The organism is Streptomyces sp. Root431 (assembly GCF_001426585.1).
Taxonomy (GTDB): domain Bacteria; phylum Actinomycetota; class Actinomycetes; order Streptomycetales; family Streptomycetaceae; genus Streptomyces; species Streptomyces stackebrandtii.
Genome location: NZ_LMEI01000012.1, coordinates 152,960 through 174,416, shown reverse-complemented (window position 1 = coordinate 174,416; position 21,457 = coordinate 152,960). Strand labels below are relative to the sequence as shown.

Here is a 21,457-nt window from a genome sequence, read left to right as displayed (position 1 = left end):
CGAAATGCTGATCCCCCGTAGGGTCAAGCACCGCAAGCAGCACCACCCCAAGCGCTCGGGTATGAGCAAGGGTGGTACGCAGGTTGCGTTCGGCGAGTACGGCATTCAGGCCCTCACGCCGGCGTACGTGACGAACCGCCAGATCGAGGCTGCTCGTATCGCGATGACCCGCCACATCAAGCGTGGCGGCAAGGTCTGGATCAACATCTACCCGGACCGCCCCCTGACGAAGAAGCCTGCCGAGACCCGCATGGGTTCCGGTAAGGGTTCTCCGGAGTGGTGGATCGCGAACGTCAAGCCGGGTCGGGTGATGTTCGAACTGTCCTACCCGAACGAGAAGATCGCGCGCGAGGCCCTGACCCGTGCGGCCCACAAGCTGCCGATGAAGTGCAAGATCGTTAAGCGCGAAGCAGGTGAGCTGTGATGTCGGCCGGTACCAAGGCGTCCGAGCTGCGCGAGCTGGGCAACGAGGAGCTTCTCAACAAGCTCCGCGAGGCCAAGGAAGAGCTGTTCAACCTCCGCTTCCAGGCGGCGACGGGCCAGCTCGAGAACCACGGCCGGCTCAAGTCCGTCCGTAAGGACATCGCCCGGATCTACACCCTGATGCGTGAGCGCGAGCTGGGCATCGAGACGGTGGAGAACGCCTGATGAGCGAGAGCAACGTGACTGAGAAGACCGAGCGCAACGCTCGCAAGGTCCGCGAGGGCCTGGTCGTCAGCGACAAGATGGACAAGACCGTCGTCGTCGCTGTCGAGGACCGCGTCAAGCACGCGCTGTACGGCAAGGTCATCCGCCGTACGAACAAGCTCAAGGCTCACGACGAGCAGAACGCTGCCGGCATCGGCGACCGCGTCCTCCTGATGGAGACCCGGAAGCTGTCGTCGACGAAGCACTGGCGCGTCGTCGAGATCCTCGAGAAGGCCAAGTAATTCTTGAAGGGGTAACCCTTCAAGTTCGTTCCGCCAGGCTCGGCCGGGGCTTCTTCTGAAGCCCCGGCCGGGAACCGGCAGACAATCAGGAGATAGACGTGATCCAGCAGGAGTCGCGACTGCGTGTCGCCGACAACACTGGTGCCAAGGAGATCCTTTGCATCCGTGTTCTCGGTGGCTCGGGTCGCCGCTACGCGGGCATCGGTGACGTCATCGTCGCCACCGTCAAGGACGCGATCCCCGGTGGCAACGTGAAGAAGGGTGACGTCGTCAAGGCGGTCATCGTTCGCACCGTCAAGGAGCGCCGCCGCCAGGACGGCTCGTACATCCGCTTCGACGAGAACGCCGCTGTCATTCTCAAGAACGACGGCGACCCTCGTGGCACCCGTATCTTCGGCCCGGTCGGCCGTGAGCTGCGCGAGAAGAAGTTCATGAAGATCATCTCGCTCGCGCCGGAGGTGCTGTAAGCATGAAGATCAAGAAGGGCGACCTGGTCCAGGTCATCACCGGTAAGGACAAGGGCAAGCAGGGCAAGGTCATCACGGCCTTCCCCCGCGAGAACCGCGTCCTCGTCGAGGGTGTCAACCGGGTCAAGAAGCACACCAAGGCCGGCCCGTCGCAGGCCGGTGGCATCGTCACGACCGAGGCGCCGGTCCACGTCTCCAACGTCCAGCTGGTCGTTGAGAAGGACGGCAAGAAGGTCGTCACGCGTGTCGGTTACCGCTTCGACGACGAGGGCAACAAGATCCGCGTTGCCAAGCGGACGGGTGAGGACATCTGATGGCTACCACCACTCCGCGTCTCAAGACGAAGTACCGCGAGGAGATCGCGGGCAAGCTGCGTGAGGAGTTCTCGTACGAGAACGTCATGCAGGTTCCCGGCCTCGTGAAGATCGTGGTCAACATGGGTGTCGGCGACGCCGCCCGTGACTCGAAGCTGATCGATGGTGCGATCCGCGACCTGACCACGATCACCGGTCAGAAGCCGGCCGTCACCAAGGCTCGCAAGTCCATCGCGCAGTTCAAGCTGCGTGAGGGCCAGCCGATCGGTGCGCACGTCACCCTCCGTGGCGACCGCATGTGGGAGTTCCTGGACCGCACCCTGTCGCTCGCGCTTCCGCGCATCCGCGACTTCCGTGGTCTGTCCCCCAAGCAGTTCGACGGGCGTGGCAACTACACCTTCGGTCTCACGGAGCAGGTCATGTTCCACGAGATCGACCAGGACAAGATCGACCGTGTCCGGGGTATGGACATCACCGTGGTGACCACGGCGACCAACGACGCTGAGGGCCGTGCCCTTCTCCGTCACCTCGGCTTCCCGTTCAAGGAGGCGTAAGCGAGATGGCGAAGAAGGCTCTCATCGCGAAGGCTGCCCGCAAGCCCAAGTTCGGCGTGCGCGGCTACACGCGCTGCCAGCGCTGTGGTCGTCCCCACTCCGTGTACCGCAAGTTCGGCCTGTGCCGCGTGTGCCTCCGTGAGATGGCTCACCGTGGCGAGCTGCCGGGCGTGACCAAGAGCTCCTGGTAATCCCTTACTTGGGATGACCGGAGTCTCTCGGTAAGCACTGGGTTGGCGGCCGCCCATCCCTCCATGGCTTAGGCTAGGAGGGTTGGGCGTCCGCCGCCCGTACGACTTACTACGCCGTAGGTCCCCGCGCCGCACCCGTCCCGCCCCTGTGTGGGGAGAGGGATGGCGCATACAGGAAACCCCGGCGAGAGAGGCCGAAGGCCAATTCATGACCATGACTGATCCGATCGCGGACATGCTGACTCGTCTGCGTAACGCGAACTCGGCATACCACGACTCCGTGACGATGCCGCACAGCAAGATCAAGTCTCACATCGCGGAAATCCTCCAGCAGGAGGGCTTCATCACGGGCTGGAAGGTCGAGGACGCCGAGGTCGGCAAGAACCTCGTCCTCGAGCTCAAGTTCGGTCCGAACCGTGAGCGCTCCATCGCGGGCATCAAGCGGATCTCGAAGCCCGGTCTCCGGGTTTACGCGAAGTCCACCAACCTGCCGAAGGTTCTCGGCGGCCTGGGCGTGGCGATCATCTCCACGTCCCACGGCCTCCTGACCGGCCAGCAGGCAGGCAAGAAGGGCGTAGGTGGGGAAGTCCTCGCCTACGTCTGGTAGTCGGGAAAGGAAGGAAAGCTCATGTCGCGTATTGGCAAGCTGCCTATCCAGGTTCCCGCCGGCGTGGACGTCACCATCGATGGCCGCACGGTCACGGTGAAGGGTTCCAAGGGCACCCTGAGCCACACCGTCGCCGCTCCGATCGAGATCGTTAAGGGCGAGGATGGCGTGCTCAACGTCAACCGTCCGAACGACGAGCGTCAGAACAAGGCCCTCCACGGCCTGTCCCGCACGCTGGTGGCCAACATGATCACCGGTGTGACCCAGGGTTACGTGAAGGCGCTCGAGATCAGCGGTGTCGGTTACCGCGTTGCCGCGAAGGGCTCCAACCTGGAGTTCCAGCTCGGCTACAGCCACCCGATCCTCGTCGAGGCGCCCGAGGGCATCTCGTTCAAGGTCGAGTCGCCGACCAAGTTCTCGGTCGAGGGCATCGACAAGCAGAAGGTCGGCGAGGTCGCCGCCAACATCCGCAAGCTTCGCAAGCCTGACCCTTACAAGGCCAAGGGCGTGAAGTATGCGGGTGAGGTCATCCGCCGCAAGGTCGGAAAGGCTGGTAAGTAAGCCATGGCATACGGTGTGAAGATCGCCAAGGGCGACGCCTACAAGGGCGCCGCCAAGAAGCGCCGCCACATCCGCATCCGCAAGAACGTGTCGGGTACGGCGGAGCGTCCGCGCCTCGTCGTGACGCGTTCCAACCGCGGTATCACCGCTCAGGTCATCGACGACCTCAAGGGTCACACCCTTGCGTCTGCGTCGACCCTGGACGCGTCGATCCGCGGCGGCGAGGGTGACAAGTCCGCGCAGGCCAAGCAGGTCGGTTCCCTGGTCGCCGAGCGCGCCAAGGCCGCCGGTGTCGAGGCTGTCGTGTTCGACCGTGGTGGCAACAGGTACGCCGGGCGCATTGCCGCTCTGGCTGACGCCGCCCGCGAAGCCGGGCTGAAGTTCTAAGCCCCGGTTCCGGGACTAACGGACGTAACAGAGAGAGGTAATCCAATGGCTGGACCCCAGCGCCGCGGAAGCGGTGCCGGTGGCGGCGAGCGGCGGGACCGGAAGGGCCGCGACGGTGGCGCTGCCGCCGAGAAGACCGCGTACGTTGAGCGCGTTGTCGCGATCAACCGCGTCGCCAAGGTTGTCAAGGGTGGTCGTCGCTTCAGCTTCACCGCCCTGGTTGTCGTCGGTGACGGCGACGGCACGGTAGGTGTCGGTTACGGCAAGGCCAAGGAAGTTCCCGCGGCCATCGCCAAGGGTGTCGAGGAAGCCAAGAAGAACTTCTTCAAGGTTCCCCGCATCCAGGGCACCATCCCGCACCCGATCCAGGGCGAGAAGGCGGCCGGCGTTGTCCTGCTGAAGCCTGCTTCCCCCGGTACCGGTGTTATCGCCGGTGGCCCGGTGCGCGCGGTGCTCGAGTGCGCCGGCGTTCACGACATCCTGTCGAAGTCGCTCGGCTCCGACAACGCGATCAACATCGTGCACGCGACCGTGGAGGCCCTCAAGGGCCTGCAGCGTCCCGAGGAGATCGCGGCTCGCCGTGGTCTGCCCCTCGAGGACGTCGCTCCCGCGGCTCTGCTCCGTGCGCGTGCTGGGGCGGGTGCGTAATGGCTCGCCTCAAGGTCACGCAGACGAAGTCGTACATCGGCAGCAAGCAGAACCACCGCGACACCCTGCGCTCGCTTGGCCTCAAGAAGGTCAACGACGTGGTTGTCAAGGAGGACCGCCCCGAGTTCCGCGGCATGGTGCACACCGTCCGCCACCTCGTGACGGTCGAGGAGGTTGAATAACATGGCGGAGAACAGCCCGCTGAAGGCCCACAACCTCCGTCCCGCCCCCGGTGCCAAGACCGCCAAGACCCGTGTCGGTCGTGGTGAGGCGTCCAAGGGTAAGACGGCCGGTCGTGGTACCAAGGGTACGAAGGCCCGTTACCAGGTTCCGCAGCGCTTCGAGGGTGGGCAGATGCCCCTCCACATGCGTCTGCCGAAGCTCAAGGGCTTCAAGAACCCGTTCCGCACCGAGTTCCAGGTCGTGAACCTGGACAAGCTCGGCGCTCTCTACCCCGAGGGTGGAGAGGTCACGGTGGCCGACCTGGTCGCCAAGGGCGCGGTTCGCAAGAACAGCCTCGTCAAGGTGCTCGGCACCGGCGAGATCACCGTGGCGCTGCAGGTTTCGGTTGACGCCGTCTCCGGCTCCGCCAAGGAGAAGATCGCTGCCGCTGGTGGCACCGTCACCGAGCTCGTCTGAGTTCGGCCTGACACACTGAGCCTGGCCGGTTCCCCCTCGGGGGAGCCGGCCAGGCTTTTTGTCGTGTGCGGTGCGGTGCGGTGCGGTGGCCCGGGCGGTCTCAGGCCGCGGCCGAGGTGAGTCCGCGGGCCTTGAGACAGGCCTGGAGCCGGCTTTCGACGTTGAGCTTGGCCAGCACCTGGGTCACGTACATCTTCACCGTCGCCTCCTTGATTCCCAGGGATCTCGCGATCCGGTGGTTGCTGAGCCCGCCGGAAAGCAGATCGAGCACTTGCTGTTCCCGGCGGGTCAGTTCCGGGAAGCGCATGCGGCGCTCGGTCAATTCCTCTGTCATTTCGCGAGGGAAATACGTGAATCCCGCGAGGGCCGAGGAAAGGGCGCGGTCGAAATCCTCGGGCGTCGCGCTGTCGGGCAGGAATCCGTGGAGGCCCGCCGAGACACTGGAAGGCGTCACTCGGGTCTGGGCCGGATCGCCGAACGTGATGTAGCGGACGACACGGTTCCCGGTCCGGTGCCGGACGAGGGCGGTCAGGTCGTCGTCGGGGGAGTCGGGCGACTCGGCCGTACCGAGCAGGACGAGGTCCGGGGCGGTGCGGTCGACCGCGTCGGCCAGTTCACTGAAGCTGCTGGTGCTGATCGTTCTCACGTACGAGAATTCTCTGACGATCTGGATGATTCCGAGAGTGCGGGCCGGGCTGTCGTCGGCAACAAGGACATGGGCATCGTGTCGCGTGCTCATTTCCCCCACTTCGCGATCGCTTCCTATGGGTGATCACGACTCTATCGAGGCCCTGTGACAACGGCGCGGGACTTGAGCGGTACCTGATGTTCCGTCTCCGTAAGGACGAAAAAAGTGCGGCCTTTTCCCGGAAACCGGGATGGGCCGCACTTTTCCTTCTCGTCGTGAGCCGGTCGGCTCAGACCGCCCCGGGCACCGGCCGGCATTCCTGCCAGCCCGCTCGCCACTCCGGCAGCGACGGGTGGTCACTGATCCGCGTGCCGCTGATCGTGGACCCGATCGAGCCGTCCGGGCCCTTGATCTCGACGACCCGGTCCGGGTACGGACCGCCGAGGTCGGTGTACGCCATGAGCATCATCCCCGTCGGGGTCTCCCAGCGGCTCGCGCCGCCGGCGTCCTTCTCCGCGTCGCGCGGAACCTCGCGCGGCCCGAAGTATCCGCGCAGGATCACGTCCAGGCTGTCCGGCTCCGGAGCGGGAGTGGGCTCGTCCGCGGTCGTGCAGGAATCCCAGTTCCGCGCGGTGATGGACCCGGGGCGGTCGGCGCTCCAGAGCCGCTCCTCCGCCACCCGTCCGTCGATCGTGACGACGAAGCGGAGCGTGCTCACCTCGTCGCCCCGGTGCTCGGCGAACATCTCCACCTTTCGGTGCGACATGACGGACTGGTCGGAGTCGAGCGGTGCCGCCTCCGTGAACTGGATGCGGGCGACGGAGGCTCCGGCCCGGGTGTCGGCGACGTCGTCAACTGCAGCGGCGCCGGCCTTCCGCTCCGCGTCGGGGAGGCCGAGGACGACGGCCACGACCGCGGCCGTCACCGCGACGCAGCCCGCGAGGGCTTTCGCGTGGCGCTTCACGATCAGCAGGTGAATCGGCGTTCCGCGCTGGTGGCCCAGCCGACCCGGGCCGGGCTGCCGCCCCGTACGGAGCCCTTCGTGCGGTACGTGAAGGTGCCCTTGCCCTGGCACTTCCACTGGAGGTAGCTGGTCCCGCGGTTGCCGACCCACTCCGTACCGGCGATGCGGTTCCAGCCGTCCCAGCGGTGGTACTGCAGCAGCGCGGTGTTGTACCAGGCGCTGCAGTTGTTCACCGTGTGGTACTTGCCGCGGGCGTGGTCGCTGACGCCCGTGGGAGAGACGTTCTCCTTCCACGGCGTGTACACCTTCAGGTAGCAGCCCGCGGCCGCGGCCACCGGTGCGGCTGCCGCCTTCGGTGCGGAGGCCGGCGGCGCGGCAGGGGCTTCGGCCGAGGCGGCGGTCGATCCGAGCAGCAGTGCGGCGCACGCGGCGGCCGCGACGGTGAGTGACTTCTTCACAGGTGATTCCCCCAGAACGGTGGTCGTTGCGGTGGGCGGGTTCCGGCCGGTCGGATCCGGAGCCGCTCGCAGCAGTCTTCTGAGGGTGGGACGCCGTGTCATCACGTCTCTTGGTCGGGAGGCGCACCCGACGAAAGTCGGATGGCGGGGACCGGGACGCCCGCCTGCGGTCGATACCGAGTTGACGTGCCTCGGAGACGTTTCCCGCAGGCAGTGGGGGCGGGTATGGTAGCGCCTGTTAGCTTCCCCGGCAGTCTGCGCTTCTGGCGTGCGGCTGCCGTGTTCTGTTCTTGCTCGCATACAAACCGTCACCCTCACGCGCGTAACGCGGGGGTCGCAGGAGGCACCGTGCTCACCGCGTTCGCCCGGGCGTTCAAGACGCCCGACCTGCGCAAGAAACTGCTCTTCACGCTCGCCATCATCGTGCTGTACCGCCTCGGCGCGCACATCCCGGTGCCCGGCGTCAGCTACGAGGCTGTTCAGCAGTGTGTCAAGCAGGCCAGCGAGGGCAACAACAGCCTGTTCGGCCTGGTCAACATGTTCAGTGGCGGGGCGCTGCTGCAGATCACCATCTTCGCGCTCGGCATCATGCCGTACATCACGGCGAGCATCATCCTGCAGCTGCTGACCGTCGTGATCCCGCGTCTGGAGGCCCTCAAGAAGGAGGGTCAGTCCGGTACCGCCAAGATCACGCAGTACACGCGCTACCTGACGATCGCCCTCGCCATCCTCCAGGGCACGGGTCTCGTGGCCACGGCCAAGAGCGGTGCGCTGTTCAGCGGCTGTGTCGTCGCCGACCAGGTCGTGCCCAACCAGTCGATCTTCACGATCGCCACGATGGTCCTCACGATGACCGCGGGCACCGCCGTCGTCATGTGGCTCGGTGAGCTCATCACCGACCGTGGCATCGGCAACGGCATGTCGATCCTGATGTTCATCTCGATCGCCGCCGGCTTCCCGGGCGCCCTGTGGAAGATCAAGGTCGAGGGCGACCTCGCCGACGGCTGGATCGAGTTCGGCACCGTGATCCTCGTCGGCTTCGCGATGGTGGCCCTCGTGGTCTTCGTCGAGCAGGCCCAGCGACGCATCCCCGTGCAGTACGCGAAGCGCATGATCGGCCGGCGCTCCTACGGCGGTACGTCCACTTACATCCCGCTCAAGGTGAACCAGGCAGGTGTGATTCCTGTCATCTTCGCGTCGTCGCTGCTCTACATCCCGGCGCTGATCGCGCAGTTCTCGAACTCCACCGCGGGGTGGAAGACCTGGATCGAAGCCCACTTCGTCAAGGGTGACCACCCCTACTACATCGCCACGTACTTCCTCCTGATCGTGTTCTTCGCCTTCTTCTACGTGGCGATCTCGTTCAACCCCGAGGAAGTCGCCGACAACATGAAGAAGTATGGTGGCTTCATCCCGGGTATCCGGGCTGGTCGACCTACTGCCGAGTATCTGAGCTACGTGCTCAACCGGATCACTTGGCCGGGCTCGCTGTACTTGGGTCTGATCGCTCTTGTGCCGACGATGGCGTTGGCAGGCTTCGGTGGCGCCAATGCCAACTTCCCCTTCGGTGGGACGAGCATCCTCATCATCGTGGGTGTGGGGCTGGAGACCGTGAAGCAGATCGAGAGCCAGCTCCAGCAGCGCAATTACGAAGGGTTCCTCCGCTGATGCGAATCGTCCTCGTCGGACCGCCCGGTGCGGGCAAGGGTACGCAGGCTGCGTTCCTTGCCAAGGAACTGAAGATCCCGCACATCTCCACGGGTGACCTGTTCCGCGCCAACATCTCTCAGGGCACGGAGCTGGGTCTCAAGGCCAAGGCCTTCATGGACGCCGGCGACCTGGTCCCCGACGAGGTGACCATCGGGATGGCCAAGGACCGGATGGCCCAGGACGACGCCGTCAACGGCTTCCTGCTGGACGGCTTCCCCCGGAACGTGGCGCAGGCCGAGGCCCTGGACGTGGTCCTGAAGGCCGAGGACATGCAGCTCGACGCGGTCCTGGACCTGGAGGTCCCCGAGGACGAGGTCGTGAAGCGGATCGCGGGTCGCCGCATCTGCCGCAACGACAGTGCGCACGTCTTCCACGTGACGTACACCCCGCCGAAGACCGAGGGCGTCTGCGACGTCTGCGGCGGCGAGCTCTACCAGCGTGACGATGACTCCGAGGGCACGGTCCGCCGGCGCCTGGAGGTCTACCACACACAGACCGAGCCGATCATCGACTACTACCGGGCGCAGAACCTGGTCGTGACGATCTCCGCGCTCGGCAAGGTGAACGAGGTCACGGCGAAGGCCATGGCCGCGCTGAAGAAGTAACCCCGGTTCGTTCGATACGGCCGCGGTGCCCTTGAGGGGCGCCGCGGCCGTATCGTTGTTCTGTCCCGTGTACACGCAAGGAAGGGCCCCCGACGATGGTGCAGATCAAGACCCCCGAGCAGATCGCGAAGATGCGCGAGGCGGGGCTGGTCGTCGCCGCCATCCACGCGGCGACCCGTGAGGCGGCCGTGCCGGGCGCCACGACGCGGGACCTGGACGAGGTCTCGCGGAAGGTCATCGCCGACCACGGCGCGAAGTCGAACTTCCTCGGGTACGGCGGCTTCCCCGCGACGATCTGCACCTCGGTGAACGAGGTCGTCGTCCACGGCATCCCCGACGAGAAGACCGTCCTCAAGGACGGCGACATCATCTCCCTCGACGCCGGCGCGATCGTGGACGGCTGGCACGGTGACGCGGCCTTCACGGCCTTCGTGGGCACCGGGCACGCGCCCGAGCTCGTCGAGCTCTCCCGGGTGACGGAGGAGTCGATGTGGGCGGGCATCGCGGCGATGAAGCTCGGCAACCGCCTCGTCGACATCTCGAAGGCCATCGAGACGTACATCAAGCGGCAGCCCCGTCCCTCGGTCGGCGAGCACAGCCTCGGTCGGTACGGGATCGTCGAGGACTACGGCGGCCACGGCATCGGCACCGAGATGCACATGGACCCGCACCTGCTGAACTACGTCTCCCGCAAGCGCGGCAAGGGCCCGAAGCTGGTCCCCGGCCTCTGCCTCGCGATCGAGCCGATGGTCTCCCTGGGCACCCCGCACACCGAGGTCCTCAAGGACGACTGGACGGTCGTCACGACCGACGGCACCTGGTCCTCCCACTGGGAGCACTCGATCGCCCTCACCGAGGAGGGCCCCCTGGTCCTGACCGCGGTCGATGGCGGCAAGGCGAAGCTGGCGGAGTTGGGCGTGACGGCGGCGCCGGACCCGCTGGCGTAGTTCGTTGAGTAATGATCTTCTACCGTGGGCAAACTTCCCGGATTCGTCTTTTCCAGGGGCCTGACGTAGACTGATGCGTCGGCTCTCGTGTACCCGTGTGTCCGCATACGGCGGCGAGAGTCGATCAAGGTAGCCGATTCGAAAGGCGAAGCGTGGCCAAGAAGCAAGGTGCCATCGAAATCGAGGGCACCGTGATCGAGTCCCTCCCGAACGCCATGTTCAAGGTGGAACTCCAGAACGGTCACAAGGTCCTCGCGCACATCTCCGGCAAGATGCGGATGCACTACATCCGAATCCTCCCGGACGACCGGGTCGTCGTGGAGCTCTCTCCGTACGACCTGACGCGTGGCCGGATCGTCTACCGGTACAAGTAGATCTTGCCCGCACCCCGCCTCCGTGCGCGGGTGGTGGCACTGACCCGGAGAACCTCACATCCCATGAAGGTCAAGCCGAGCGTCAAGAAGATCTGCGACAAGTGCAAGGTGATCCGCCGTCACGGCCGGGTCATGGTCATCTGCGACAACCTGCGCCACAAGCAGCGCCAGGGCTGACGCACGCCGACCGACCTGCATTTCGCAGTTCTTCGCGCGACGCATAGCAGTACGTACATCAGCAGAGCCCGTCGGGCCGTGTTCCACGGTTGACGGCACCTCCGGCGGGGGCCGGGGACCCGGACGTACCACTCTTCTGAACACCTCAGAGGGTCGGCGGTCGGGAGCGGTTCTGCAGCAGACCCCCGAGAACACAGGAGCCATTGAATGGCACGCGTTTCCGGTGTTGACATCCCGCGCGAAAAGCGTGTGGTGGTCGCACTCACCTACGTCTTCGGCATCGGGCGTACCCGGTCCGAGGAGATTCTCGCCGCGACCGGCGTGAACGAGTCCACCCGTGTCCGTGACCTTGCCGAGGAAGACCTCGTCAAGATCCGTGAGTACGTGGACGCCAACCTCCAGACCGAGGGTGACCTCCGCCGCGAGATCGCCGCCGACATCCGCCGCAAGGTCGAGATCGGCTGCTACCAGGGTCTTCGCCACCGTCGTGGCCTGCCCGTTCGCGGTCAGCGCACCAGCACGAACGCTCGTACCCGCAAGGGCCCGCGTCGCGCCATCGCCGGCAAGAAGAAGCCGGGCAAGAAGTAGTCCTCAGCGGACGCTTGACCAAGCGGTCTTCGCTGTAGGACCGACCACCTCCCGTAGGAGTAATAGATGCCCCCCAAGGGTCGTCAGGGCGCTGCCAAGAAGGTGCGCCGCAAGGAAAAGAAGAACGTCGCTCACGGCCACGCGCACATCAAGAGCACGTTCAACAACACGATCGTCTCGATCACGGACCCCTCGGGCAACGTGATCTCCTGGGCCTCCGCCGGCCACGTCGGCTTCAAGGGCTCGCGCAAGTCCACCCCGTTCGCCGCGCAGATGGCCGCCGAGTCGGCCGCTCGCCGCGCGCAGGAGCACGGCATGCGCAAGGTTGACGTCTTCGTCAAGGGTCCGGGCTCCGGCCGCGAGACCGCGATCCGCTCCCTCCAGGCCACGGGCCTCGAGGTCGGTTCGATCCAGGACGTCACCCCCACGCCGCACAACGGCTGCCGTCCCCCCAAGCGCCGCCGCGTCTGACGCACGGCTGCTTGACCAGGACTTCGGGCGGTACGGCTCTTCGGACCGTGCCGCCCGTACCCTTGTAGGTGCTACATCCCGTCGGGCGTCAAATAGTGGGCGTCCACGACAGAAGGACATAACGACATGCTGATCGCTCAGCGTCCGTCGCTGACCGAAGAGGTCGTCGACGAGTTCCGCTCCCGGTTCGTGATCGAGCCGCTGGAGCCGGGCTTCGGCTACACCCTCGGCAACTCGCTCCGCCGTACCCTCCTCTCCTCGATCCCGGGTGCCGCTGTCACCAGCATCCGCATCGACGGTGTCCTGCACGAGTTCACCACCGTGCCGGGCGTCAAGGAGGACGTCACCGACCTCATCCTGAACATCAAGCAGCTGGTCGTCTCCTCGGAGCACGACGAGCCGGTCGTGATGTACCTGCGCAAGCAGGGCCCGGGTCTGGTCACCGCCGCCGACATCGCGCCCCCGGCCGGTGTCGAGGTGCACAACCCCGACCTCGTCCTCGCCACGCTCAACGGCAAGGGCAAGCTGGAGATGGAGCTGACCGTCGAGCGCGGTCGCGGCTACGTCTCCGCCGTGCAGAACAAGCAGGCGGGCCAGGAGATCGGCCGTATCCCGGTCGACTCCATCTACTCGCCGGTGCTCAAGGTCACGTACAAGGTCGAGGCGACCCGTGTCGAGCAGCGCACCGACTTCGACAAGCTGATCGTCGACGTCGAGACGAAGCAGGCCATGCGTCCGCGTGACGCCATGGCTTCGGCCGGTAAGACCCTCGTCGAGCTCTTCGGGCTCGCCCGCGAGCTCAACATCGACGCCGAGGGCATCGACATGGGCCCGTCCCCGACGGACGCCGCCCTTGCCGCCGACCTGGCGCTGCCGATCGAGGAGCTCGAGCTCACCGTTCGTTCGTACAACTGCCTCAAGCGTGAGGGCATCCACTCCGTGGGTGAGCTCGTGGCGCGCTCCGAGGCGGACCTGCTCGACATCCGCAACTTCGGTGCGAAGTCGATCGACGAGGTCAAGGCGAAGCTGGCCGGTATGGGCCTCGCGCTGAAGGACTCGCCGCCCGGGTTCGACCCGACCGCCGCCGCGGACGCCTTCGGCGCCGACGACGATGCGGATGCCGGTTTCGTCGAGACCGAGCAGTACTAAGAATTCGGGCCTCACGGTCCGTGCCTGGGTGCGGGAGCGCTGTGCTTGATCGCGCAGTTCCCCGCGCCCCTTCCAGGCCCCTTCGGGGGCCTGGATCTCCGACGGGTGACCGCCCGCTCGGATACTGACCTCGGTACCTGATACGGCCGGGGCAGACACCAAGGAGAAACACCATGCCGCGTCCCGCGAAGGGTGCCCGCCTCGGCGGTTCCGCCGCTCACGAGCGTCTGCTGCTCGCCAACCTGGCGAAGTCCCTCTTCGAGCACGGCCGCATCACGACGACCGAGGCCAAGGCCCGTCGCCTGCGTCCCGTCGCCGAGCGTCTGATCTCCAAGGCGAAGAAGGGCGACATCCACAACCGTCGCCTGGTGCTGCAGACGATCACCGACAAGGGCATCGTCCACACCCTCTTCACCGAGATCGCCCCGCGTTACTCGGAGCGTCCGGGTGGTTACACCCGTATCACCAAGATCGGCAACCGTCGTGGCGACAACGCCCCGATGGCCGTGATCGAGCTGGTCGAGGGCGAGATCGCCAAGAAGGCGACCGTCGCCGAGGCCGAGGCCGCCACCGTGCGCGCCGTCAAGGAGGCCGACGCGGCCGCCGAGGCTCCGGCCGAGGAGTCGAAGGACGCGTAAGCGTTCCGACCGACTGTTCTCGTGTGCGGGCCCGTACCCCTCTGGGGGTGCGGGCCCGCACCCGTGTTCGATGGTTTCGAGAGGATGATTCCGCGTGAGCGATGACGTGCAGGACGGGTTCGTACGGGTACGCCTTGACCTTTCGTACGAGGGCAGGGACTTCTCCGGGTGGGCCAAGCAGCCCCAGGGTCGGCGCACCGTGCAGGGCGAGATCGAGGCCGCGCTGCGGACCGTGACGCGGTCCACGGAGACGTACGAGCTGACCGTCGCCGGCCGGACCGACGCCGGTGTGCACGCGCGCGGCCAGGTCGCGCACGTCGACCTGCCCGTCGAGCTGTGGGAGGAGCACCGGGACAAGCTCCTCAGGCGGCTCGCGGGGCGGCTCTCCCACGACGTACGGGTGTGGAAGGTGGAAGAGGCCCCCAGTGGCTTCAACGCCCGTTTCTCGGCGATCTGGCGCCGTTACGCCTACCGCGTCACCGACAACCCCGGGGGCGTCGACCCGCTCCTGCGCGGGCACGTCCTGTGGCACGACTGGGCCCTCGACATGGACGCCATGAACGAGGCCGCGACCGCGCTCGTCGGCGAGCACGACTTCGCCGCTTTCTGCAAGAAGCGCGAGGGGGCCACGACCATCCGCACCCTCCAGGTGCTGCGGTGGGAGCGGCGGGCCGACGGCATCCTGGAGGCGACCGTGAAGGCGGACGCCTTCTGCCACAACATGGTCCGCTCGCTCGTCGGCGCGATGCTCTTCGTCGGTGACGGGCACCGGCCGGTCGACTGGCCCGGCAAGGTGCTCGCCGCCGGTGTGCGGGACTCGGCCGTCCATGTCGTACGGCCGCACGGCCTCACCCTCGAAGAGGTCGGCTACCCGGAGGACGCCCTCCTTGCCGCGCGCAGCAAGGAGGCCCGGAACAAGCGGTCACTCCCCGGGAGTGTTGGCTGCTGCTGAGGCCTGTGCGCGGCCGCGGGCGTAGATCTGGTTGAAGGCGAAGGTGCCGAGGTCGTCGCTGGCCTGGAAGACCGGCTTGTCGGCCTTGGTGACCTTCTTGCCGTTGGCGAAGCCCGCCTGCGTGAAGTAGGCGTAGCGGCCGGCGGAGTTCGCGCGGCGCAGGCAGACCGTGCCGTGACAGAACTCACGGACGCCGGCGCCCGCGAGCGGTGCGATGCCGCCGCTCGCCTGGGCCTTCGCCTTGAGGGCCGCGGCCTCGGAGGGGAAGACGGCCACGCCGACGGTGATCGCCACGCCGTCCTTCACGTAGGTGGCGCGCAGGACCTTCTGGCAGCCGTTCTTCTTGAGGACGGCGCCGAGGCCGCCCTGGGTGACGGACGCGCAGTTCGTCGTGGCGGAGGTCGCGCCCTTCTTGTAGGGGCGGCCGTTCATGCTCATCTTCTTGCCCGGGAAGAGGCCCTCCGCGGTGAGCGGCGCCTTGTCCTTCTTCGGGTCCGAGATGTAGTCCTTCGGGTTCGGCGGGGGCGGCGGCGCCACCGAGGAGAAGGTCGGGTCCGGGGTGGGGGAGCCGGTGGGGGTGACGGAGGCGGTGGGGATCCCGCCGTTCTTCGACTCGTCGTTCGTCTTGTTCGTGGACACGACGGCCGTGGCGACGATCGCGCCCACGGCGAGGGTCGCGAGCGCCCCGCCGCCGATCAGCAGCCAGCGCTTGCGGCGGTTGCGGCTGGCCGAGGCGTCGGCGAGGGCGCCCCAGTCAGGGGTCGGTCCGCCGCCCTGTGCCCCCGGGAAGGGGTTCGGCTGCTGTCCCTGGCCCTGCTGCCCGTACCCGGGCTGTGGCTGCTGTCCGTAGCCGGGCTGCTGTCCGTAGCCCTGCTGTCCCTGCCCCTGCTGCTGCGGCTCCTGCGGCCACTGCGGTCCCCCAAAGCTCATGCCGCGCATCCTAATCCGGTTGGGCGAAGGGGATGCGTGCGGTGACAATGCACCTCATGGGACATGTCGAGGCCGCACATCTTGAGTACTACCTTCCGGACGGGCGGGTCCTGCTCGGGGACGTCTCCTTCCGGGTCGGGGAGGGCGCGGTCGTCGCCCTCGTCGGCGCGAACGGGGCCGGCAAGACGACGCTGCTCCGGCTGATCTCCGGGGAGCTCCAGCCGCACGGCGGCTCGGTCACCGTCAGTGGCGGCCTGGGCGTCATGCCGCAGTTCATCGGCTCCGTACGGGACGCGTCCACCGTCCGTGACCTGCTGGTCTCGGTGGCGCAGCCGCGGATCCGGGAGGCCGCGAAGGCGGTCGACGAGGCCGAGCACCTGATCATGACGGTCGACGACGAGGCCGCGCAGATGAAGTACGCGCAGGCCCTCAGCGACTGGGCGGAGGTGCAGGGGTACGAGGCCGAGACGGCCTGGGACATCTGCACCATGGCGGCGCTCGGCGTCCCGTACGAGAAGGCGCAGTTCCGGGAGGTGCGGACGCTCTCCGGCGGCGAGCAGAAGCGGCTGGTCCTGGAGTCGCTGCTGCGCGGCCCCGACGAGGTGCTGCTCCTCGACGAGCCGGACAACTACCTCGACGTGCCCGGCAAGCGGTGGCTGGAGGAGCGGCTGCGGGAGACCCGTAAGACCGTGCTCTTCATCTCCCACGACCGGGAGCTGCTCTCCCGGGGTGCCCAGAAGATCGTCGCGGTCGAGCCCGGCCCGGCCGGCTCGGACGTGTGGGTGCACGGCGGCGGCTTCGACACCTTCCACGAGGCGCGGCGCGAGCGGTTCGCGCGCTTCGAGGAGCTGAAGCGGCGCTGGGAGGAGAAGCACGCCCAGCTGAAGAAGCTCGTCGTCAACCTGCGGCAGGCTGCGTCCGTCAGCCACGACATGGCCTCGCGGTACGCGGCGGCGCAGACCCGGCTGCGGAAGTTCGAAGAGGCGGGTCCGCCGCCGGAGCCGCCGCGCGAGCAGGACATCCGGATGCGGCTGCGCGGCGGCCGGACCGGGGTGCGGGCCGTGACCGTCGAGAACCTCGAGCTGACCGGGCTCATGAAGCCGTTCTCGCTGGAGATCTTCTACGGGGAGCGGGTCGGCGTCCTCGGGTCGAACGGCTCCGGGAAGTCGCACTTCCTGCGGCTGCTCGCGGGGGACCCCACGGTCGCCCACACGGGTGACTGGAAGCTGGGCGCGCGGGTTGTCCCCGGGCACTTCGCGCAGACCCACGCGCACCCGGAGCTGGCCGGGCGGCCGCTCGTCGACATCCTGTGGTCGGAGCACGCCAAGGACCGGGGCGCGGCGATGTCGATGCTGCGGCGGTACGAGCTGGAGCGCCAGGGCGACCAGCCCTTCGACAAGCTCTCCGGCGGCCAGCAGGCCCGGTTCCAGATCCTGCTCATGGAGCTGGCGGGGACGACGGCGCTGCTCCTCGACGAGCCGACGGACAACCTGGACCTGGAGTCCGCCGAGGCGCTCCAGGACGGCCTGGAGTCGTACGACGGGACGGTCCTCGCGGTCACGCACGACCGGTGGTTCGCGAAGAGCTTCGACCGCTTCCTGGTCTTCGGTTCGGACGGGGTCGTACGCGAGACGACGGAGCCCGTGTGGGACGAGCGGCGGGTGGAGCGGGCGCGGTGAGCGGGAGCGGGCGGTGGCGCCGCTTCTGAGCCGACCGGGTCGGCGGACGGAGTCCGGCGCAGCCGGTCGAAGCCGGGGAGGCCCCTCGGGGCCGAGCCGCGCGAGGGCGGCGTGGGGGAGGGGGCCTGCGGCGTTTTGACCCGTCCGGGGTGGCGCGGGTACTGTTGCGGTTTGTTATGCGTATTGGCTTCGTCGTTCTCACGCGAAGGGCCCTTACGCAGGTTCCCTGGAGCAGTTACCAGTGGCTCGCATACGGGCGGTGTCCCGGCAGTGCAGGCCCCAGCTGCATGATCGCTTCAGGTGTGTCTGGATCCCATCCACTGAAGAAGCGAAGGCTACGAAGTGCGTACGTACAGCCCCAAGCCCGGCGATGTCACTCGCCAGTGGCACATCATCGACGCGCAGGACATCGTCCTGGGCCGTCTGGCGACCACGGCTGCGAACCTCCTGCGAGGCAAGCACAAGCCGGTCTACGCCCCGCACATGGACATGGGCGACTTCGTCATCATCATCAACGCTGACAAGGTCCACCTGTCCGGCAACAAGAAGACCCAGAAGCTGGCGTACCGCCACTCCGGCTTCCCGGGTGGTCTGCGCTCCGTCCGTTACGACGAGCTGCTGGAGAAGAACCCCGAGAAGGCCGTCGAGAAGGCCATCAAGGGCATGATCCCCAAGAACACCCTGGGCCGTCAGATGCTCTCGAAGCTGAAGGTCTACGCGGGCCCGAACCACCCGCACGCTGCGCAGCAGCCGGTTGCGTTCGAGATCACCCAGGTCGCGCAGTAGTTCCGGCCACACCCCCTAAGAACGAAAGAAATCTGAGGAGCATCGTGGCCGAGACCACCCCCGAGACCCCCGTCGACGAGTTCGAGGGCGTTGAGGAGTACACCACCGAGACCGAGCTCGTCGAGGGTGAGTACACCTCCGAGTCCCTCGCGTCCCGCTTCGGCGACCCGCAGCCGGCCGCCGGCCTGGGCCGTCGCAAGAACGCCATTGCCCGCGTCCGGATCGTTCCGGGCACCGGCAAGTGGAAGATCAACGGTCGCACCCTTGAGGACTACTTCCCCAACAAGGTGCACCAGCAGGAAGTCAACGAGCCCTTCAAGGTGCTCGAGCTCGACAACCGCTACGACGTCATCGCCCGCATCGCGGGTGGCGGTGTCTCCGGCCAGGCCGGCGCCCTGCGCCTCGGTGTGGCCCGTGCGCTGAACGAGGCGGACGTCGAGAACAACCGCCCGGCGCTGAAGAAGGCCGGCTTCCTCTCCCGCGACGACCGTGCGGTCGAGCGCAAGAAGGCCGGTCTCAAGAAGGCCCGTAAGGCCCCGCAGTACAGCAAGCGTTAATCACGCCTGCTCGGACTGTTTTCGTACGCCCCGGCGGCACTGCCCGTGCCGTCGGGGCGTACGTTTTTTCATAACCTTTTTCACCACTCTTTCATCGGCTTGGGCACGTATTTTCGGAGGACAGCTGTGGGACGACTCTTCGGCACGGACGGCGTACGCGGCGTCGCCAACGCGGATCTGACGGCGGAGCTCGCGCTCGGCCTCTCGGTCGCGGCGGCGCACGTGCTGGCCGAAGCGGGCACCTTCGAGGGCCACCGGCCGACCGCCGTGGTCGGGCGGGACCCGCGCGCGTCGGGAGAGTTCCTGGAAGCGGCCGTCGTGGCGGGCCTCGCCAGCGCCGGCGTCGACGTGCTGCGCGTCGGTGTCCTCCCGACCCCCGCCGTGGCCCACCTCACCGGCGTCCTCGGCGCCGACCTCGGCGTGATGCTCTCCGCGAGCCACAACGCGATGCCCGACAACGGCATCAAGTTCTTCGCCCGCGGCGGCCACAAGCTCGCCGACGACCTCGAGGACCGCATCGAGTCCGTGTACGAGGAGCACCGCACCGGCGCTCCCTGGGCGCGTCCGACCGGTGCCGGCGTCGGCCGGGTCCGCGACTACGACGAGGGCTTCGAGACGTACGTCTCCCACCTCCTCACGGTCCTCCCCAACCGTCTCGACGGCCTCAAGGTCGTCCTCGACGAGGCCCACGGCGCAGCCTCCCGCGTCTCGCCCGAGGCCTTCACCCGGGCCGGCGCCCAGGTCGTCACCATCGGCGCCGAGCCGGACGGCCTCAACATCAACGACGGCTGCGGCTCCACGCACCTCGGGCTGCTCCGCGCCGCCGTCGTCGAGCACGGCGCCGACCTCGGCATCGCGCACGACGGCGACGCCGACCGCTGCCTCGCCGTGGACGCGGCCGGCAACGAGGTCGACGGCGACCAGATCCTCGCCGTCCTCGCCCTCGCCATGCGCGAGGCCGGGACGCTGCGCGGCGACACCGTCGTCGCGACCGTCATGTCCAACCTGGGCTTCAAGCTCGCCATGGAGGGCGCGGGCCTGAACCTCGTCCAGACCGCGGTCGGCGACCGCTACGTCCTGGAGTCCATGAAGGAGAACGGCTACGCGCTCGGCGGCGAGCAGTCCGGGCACGTCATCGTGCTCGACCACGCCACCACCGGCGACGGCACCCTCACCGGCCTGATGCTCGCCGCGCGGATCGCCGCCACCGGCAAGTCCCTCGCGGAGCTCGCCGGTGTGATGGAGCGGCTGCCGCAGATCCTCATCAACGTCCCGGACGTCGACAAGTCCCGCGTGAAGACCTCCGGTGACCTCGCCGCCGCGGTCACCGCCGCCGAGACGGAGCTCGGCTCCACCGGCCGCGTCCTGCTGCGCCCCTCCGGCACCGAGCCGCTGGTCCGCGTCATGGTCGAGGCCGCGGACATCGAGCAGGCCCGCGCGGTCGCGCAGCGCCTGGCGGACGTCGTGAAGTCCGCGCTGGGCTAGCCTTTCTGAAGCACCGTCATGCAGGAGAGGGCCCTGCCGCACCCGTGGGGGTGCGGCAGGGCCCTCTTTCTTCCTCCGGTCGATCAGGACGTGGGCGAGCGCCGCCAGCGGCCGCGCTGGGTGCGCCACAGCAGCTTCTGCCCGTACAGGGTCAGCACCCCGGCCAGCATGATGCCGCCGAGGTTCAGCAGCAGCTGCTCGACCGAGCCCCACATCTGGCCCAGGTCGCCGTAGCTGAGCGCCACGGCCGCGTTCGCGCCCGCCGGGATCGTCGTCACCGAGATCGCGACGCCCACCAGGGCGCCCGACTTGGAGGACGTGAGGGAGAGCATGCCGGCCACGCCCGCGAGCAGCGCCACGACGAAGGAGAACGGGTCCGGCTGCCAGACGAAACTGGTGTTGGGGCGGTCCGCGTCCAGCTGCTCCTTGCTGAACAGGTCCAGCGCGTCCATCCCCAGGCTGAACACCGTCGTGGCCACGATCGCCACCGCGAAGCCGACGAGCAGCGCGATCAGCGAGCGGGCCGCCAGCCTCGGCGCGCGCTGCACCACCGCCGTACAGACCCCGGCGAGCGGGCCGAACTCCGGGCCGACCGCCATCGCGCCCACGATCAGGATCGCGTTGTCCAGGACGACACCGCAGGCCGCGATCATCGTCGCCAGGATCATGAACGCGCTGTACGTGATCGAGAGCGTCGACTCCTCGTGCGTCGCCCCCGCCAGCTGCTCCCAGATCACCGCGTCCGCCGGCTCGCCCGGGGCCTCCTTCTCGGCGGCGTCCGCGCGCCGGGAGAGCGAGAAGTCGATGTCGTCGACGGCGATCGAGCCGTCCTGATCGATCCTCAGCCCGCGCAGCCCGTTGAGCAGTTCGTGGCCGGCCTCACGGGCCACGTCGCACATCACGACGTCACCGGCCGGGTTCCGGGCGGTGCCCGGCAGCACGACGAGGTGCGTCGTGCCGACCGTCGACTCGATCAGTTCGACGACGGCCGGGGTGCGGTCGGGCGGGACGATCATCCGGAGGTGCAGCATGCCGGAGAGCTTACGGAGGTCGGATGGGGGG

32 protein-coding genes are annotated in these 21,457 nt (G+C 67.6%); 27 read left to right on the top strand and 5 right to left on the bottom strand.

Annotation, left to right across the window (positions count from 1 at the left end; translation table 11 throughout):
- The first annotated feature begins 4 nt into the window (after positions 1–4).
- The 13 genes from rplP (at position 5) to rplO (ending at position 5,297) form a co-directional block, all read left to right on the top strand.
- On the top strand, positions 5–424 hold the full coding sequence (gene rplP / locus ASC82_RS22920; RefSeq protein ID WP_015035580.1) for a 50S ribosomal protein L16: 420 nt from the start codon (positions 5–7) through the stop codon (positions 422–424).
- Complete coding sequence (gene rpmC / locus ASC82_RS22915) at positions 424–648, top strand: 50S ribosomal protein L29 (protein WP_017239580.1); 225 nt, start codon at positions 424–426, stop codon at positions 646–648. Before rplP ends, rpmC begins: the two co-directional genes overlap by 1 nt.
- Positions 648–929: a 30S ribosomal protein S17 gene (rpsQ, locus tag ASC82_RS22910; RefSeq protein WP_024755411.1), complete on the top strand. Its 282-nt coding sequence runs from the start codon at positions 648–650 to the stop codon at positions 927–929. The genes rpmC and rpsQ overlap by 1 nt, the downstream gene beginning before the upstream one ends.
- A gap of 98 nt (positions 930–1,027) precedes the next feature.
- Entirely contained in the window at positions 1,028–1,396 is a 369-nt protein-coding gene (rplN, locus tag ASC82_RS22905) for a 50S ribosomal protein L14 (protein WP_003956455.1), read from the top strand.
- A gap of 2 nt (positions 1,397–1,398) precedes the next feature.
- Positions 1,399–1,710: a 50S ribosomal protein L24 gene (rplX, locus tag ASC82_RS22900; RefSeq protein WP_015035583.1), complete on the top strand. Its 312-nt coding sequence runs from the start codon at positions 1,399–1,401 to the stop codon at positions 1,708–1,710.
- Positions 1,707–2,264 carry a 50S ribosomal protein L5 gene (rplE, locus tag ASC82_RS22895; RefSeq protein WP_099054322.1) on the top strand — a complete coding sequence of 186 codons (558 nt, stop codon included), beginning with the start codon at positions 1,707–1,709 and terminating at the stop codon, positions 2,262–2,264. Before rplX ends, rplE begins: the two co-directional genes overlap by 4 nt.
- A gap of 5 nt (positions 2,265–2,269) precedes the next feature.
- Positions 2,270–2,455 (top strand): type Z 30S ribosomal protein S14, encoded by a 186-nt coding sequence (locus ASC82_RS22890; protein WP_003948630.1) that lies wholly within the window; start codon positions 2,270–2,272, stop codon positions 2,453–2,455.
- A 208-nt stretch (positions 2,456–2,663) separates the two neighbouring features.
- Positions 2,664–3,062, top strand: a complete 399-nt coding sequence (gene rpsH / locus ASC82_RS22885) for a 30S ribosomal protein S8 (protein WP_015035585.1) — start codon at positions 2,664–2,666, stop codon at positions 3,060–3,062.
- 21 nt (positions 3,063–3,083) lie between these two features.
- Positions 3,084–3,623: a 50S ribosomal protein L6 gene (rplF, locus tag ASC82_RS22880; protein WP_024755414.1), complete on the top strand. Its 540-nt coding sequence runs from the start codon at positions 3,084–3,086 to the stop codon at positions 3,621–3,623.
- A gap of 3 nt (positions 3,624–3,626) precedes the next feature.
- The gene (gene rplR, locus ASC82_RS22875; protein ID WP_056651228.1) at positions 3,627–4,010 is read left to right on the top strand and encodes a 50S ribosomal protein L18; all 384 of its coding nucleotides are present in this window, start codon (positions 3,627–3,629) and stop codon (positions 4,008–4,010) included.
- 45 nt (positions 4,011–4,055) lie between these two features.
- Positions 4,056–4,658, top strand: coding sequence for a 30S ribosomal protein S5 (gene rpsE, locus ASC82_RS22870; protein WP_015035588.1), 603 nt, complete (start codon positions 4,056–4,058; stop codon positions 4,656–4,658).
- Positions 4,658–4,840: a 50S ribosomal protein L30 gene (gene rpmD / locus ASC82_RS22865; RefSeq protein WP_024755415.1), complete on the top strand. Its 183-nt coding sequence runs from the start codon at positions 4,658–4,660 to the stop codon at positions 4,838–4,840. The genes rpsE and rpmD overlap by 1 nt, the downstream gene beginning before the upstream one ends.
- A 1-nt stretch (position 4,841) precedes the next feature.
- Positions 4,842–5,297 carry a 50S ribosomal protein L15 gene (gene rplO / locus ASC82_RS22860; protein WP_024755416.1) on the top strand — a complete coding sequence of 152 codons (456 nt, stop codon included), beginning with the start codon at positions 4,842–4,844 and terminating at the stop codon, positions 5,295–5,297.
- A 100-nt stretch (positions 5,298–5,397) separates the two neighbouring features.
- Here rplO and ASC82_RS22855 read toward each other — a convergent pair whose 3' ends face one another.
- The 3 genes from ASC82_RS22855 to ASC82_RS22845 form a co-directional block, all read right to left on the bottom strand.
- The gene (locus ASC82_RS22855; protein ID WP_157863493.1) at positions 5,398–6,036 is read right to left on the bottom strand and encodes a response regulator transcription factor; all 639 of its coding nucleotides are present in this window, start codon (positions 6,034–6,036) and stop codon (positions 5,398–5,400) included.
- Positions 6,037–6,214: 178 nt separating this feature from the next.
- Positions 6,215–6,889: a hypothetical protein gene (locus tag ASC82_RS22850; protein ID WP_056651222.1), complete on the bottom strand. Its 675-nt coding sequence runs from the start codon at positions 6,887–6,889 to the stop codon at positions 6,215–6,217.
- 2 nt (positions 6,890–6,891) lie between these two features.
- Positions 6,892–7,347, bottom strand: coding sequence for a hypothetical protein (locus tag ASC82_RS22845; protein WP_056651219.1), 456 nt, complete (start codon positions 7,345–7,347; stop codon positions 6,892–6,894).
- Positions 7,348–7,695: 348 nt separating this feature from the next.
- Here ASC82_RS22845 and secY point away from each other — a divergent pair, with 348 nt between their 5' ends.
- The 10 genes from secY (at position 7,696) to truA (ending at position 14,958) form a co-directional block, all read left to right on the top strand.
- Positions 7,696–9,015 (top strand): preprotein translocase subunit SecY, encoded by a 1,320-nt coding sequence (secY, locus tag ASC82_RS22840; RefSeq protein WP_056651215.1) that lies wholly within the window; start codon positions 7,696–7,698, stop codon positions 9,013–9,015.
- Positions 9,015–9,662, top strand: a complete 648-nt coding sequence (locus tag ASC82_RS22835; protein WP_056651212.1) for an adenylate kinase — start codon at positions 9,015–9,017, stop codon at positions 9,660–9,662. The genes secY and ASC82_RS22835 overlap by 1 nt, the downstream gene beginning before the upstream one ends.
- A 95-nt stretch (positions 9,663–9,757) precedes the next feature.
- Positions 9,758–10,609: a type I methionyl aminopeptidase gene (map, locus tag ASC82_RS22830; RefSeq protein ID WP_056651209.1), complete on the top strand. Its 852-nt coding sequence runs from the start codon at positions 9,758–9,760 to the stop codon at positions 10,607–10,609.
- A 152-nt stretch (positions 10,610–10,761) separates the two neighbouring features.
- On the top strand, positions 10,762–10,983 hold the full coding sequence (gene infA / locus ASC82_RS22825; RefSeq protein ID WP_003956442.1) for a translation initiation factor IF-1: 222 nt from the start codon (positions 10,762–10,764) through the stop codon (positions 10,981–10,983).
- Positions 10,984–11,046: 63 nt separating this feature from the next.
- Positions 11,047–11,160, top strand: a complete 114-nt coding sequence (gene rpmJ / locus ASC82_RS22820; protein WP_003956441.1) for a 50S ribosomal protein L36 — start codon at positions 11,047–11,049, stop codon at positions 11,158–11,160.
- Between the two features lie 207 nt (positions 11,161–11,367).
- On the top strand, positions 11,368–11,748 hold the full coding sequence (rpsM, locus tag ASC82_RS22815) for a 30S ribosomal protein S13 (protein WP_024755422.1): 381 nt from the start codon (positions 11,368–11,370) through the stop codon (positions 11,746–11,748).
- Between the two features lie 66 nt (positions 11,749–11,814).
- Positions 11,815–12,219 carry a 30S ribosomal protein S11 gene (gene rpsK, locus ASC82_RS22810; protein WP_003956432.1) on the top strand — a complete coding sequence of 135 codons (405 nt, stop codon included), beginning with the start codon at positions 11,815–11,817 and terminating at the stop codon, positions 12,217–12,219.
- A gap of 126 nt (positions 12,220–12,345) precedes the next feature.
- Positions 12,346–13,368 carry a DNA-directed RNA polymerase subunit alpha gene (locus tag ASC82_RS22805; RefSeq protein ID WP_024755423.1) on the top strand — a complete coding sequence of 341 codons (1,023 nt, stop codon included), beginning with the start codon at positions 12,346–12,348 and terminating at the stop codon, positions 13,366–13,368.
- Positions 13,369–13,541: 173 nt separating this feature from the next.
- Positions 13,542–14,006: a 50S ribosomal protein L17 gene (gene rplQ / locus ASC82_RS22800; RefSeq protein ID WP_024755424.1), complete on the top strand. Its 465-nt coding sequence runs from the start codon at positions 13,542–13,544 to the stop codon at positions 14,004–14,006.
- Between the two features lie 94 nt (positions 14,007–14,100).
- On the top strand, positions 14,101–14,958 hold the full coding sequence (gene truA, locus ASC82_RS22795) for a tRNA pseudouridine(38-40) synthase TruA (RefSeq protein ID WP_024755425.1): 858 nt from the start codon (positions 14,101–14,103) through the stop codon (positions 14,956–14,958).
- Here truA and ASC82_RS22790 read toward each other — a convergent pair.
- Positions 14,929–15,888 carry a hypothetical protein gene (locus tag ASC82_RS22790; RefSeq protein ID WP_056651206.1) on the bottom strand — a complete coding sequence of 320 codons (960 nt, stop codon included), beginning with the start codon at positions 15,886–15,888 and terminating at the stop codon, positions 14,929–14,931. The genes truA and ASC82_RS22790 overlap by 30 nt on opposite strands.
- 56 nt (positions 15,889–15,944) lie before the next feature.
- On the opposite strand from ASC82_RS22790, the gene ASC82_RS22785 reads away from it, so the two are divergent.
- The 4 genes from ASC82_RS22785 to glmM all read left to right on the top strand — a co-directional run bounded on the left by ASC82_RS22785 (position 15,945) and on the right by glmM (position 20,395).
- A complete protein-coding gene (locus tag ASC82_RS22785; protein ID WP_199862594.1) occupies positions 15,945–17,567 on the top strand; it encodes an ATP-binding cassette domain-containing protein in 1,623 nt (540 codons plus the stop codon).
- Between the two features lie 342 nt (positions 17,568–17,909).
- Positions 17,910–18,353, top strand: a complete 444-nt coding sequence (gene rplM, locus ASC82_RS22780; RefSeq protein ID WP_024755428.1) for a 50S ribosomal protein L13 — start codon at positions 17,910–17,912, stop codon at positions 18,351–18,353.
- A gap of 44 nt (positions 18,354–18,397) precedes the next feature.
- On the top strand, positions 18,398–18,910 hold the full coding sequence (gene rpsI / locus ASC82_RS22775) for a 30S ribosomal protein S9 (RefSeq protein WP_015035601.1): 513 nt from the start codon (positions 18,398–18,400) through the stop codon (positions 18,908–18,910).
- 126 nt (positions 18,911–19,036) lie between these two features.
- On the top strand, positions 19,037–20,395 hold the full coding sequence (gene glmM, locus ASC82_RS22770; RefSeq protein WP_056651199.1) for a phosphoglucosamine mutase: 1,359 nt from the start codon (positions 19,037–19,039) through the stop codon (positions 20,393–20,395).
- A gap of 83 nt (positions 20,396–20,478) precedes the next feature.
- Here glmM and ASC82_RS22765 read toward each other — a convergent pair whose 3' ends face one another.
- Complete coding sequence (locus ASC82_RS22765) at positions 20,479–21,426, bottom strand: DUF389 domain-containing protein (RefSeq protein WP_056651196.1); 948 nt, start codon at positions 21,424–21,426, stop codon at positions 20,479–20,481.
- Positions 21,427–21,457: the final 31 nt, after the last annotated feature.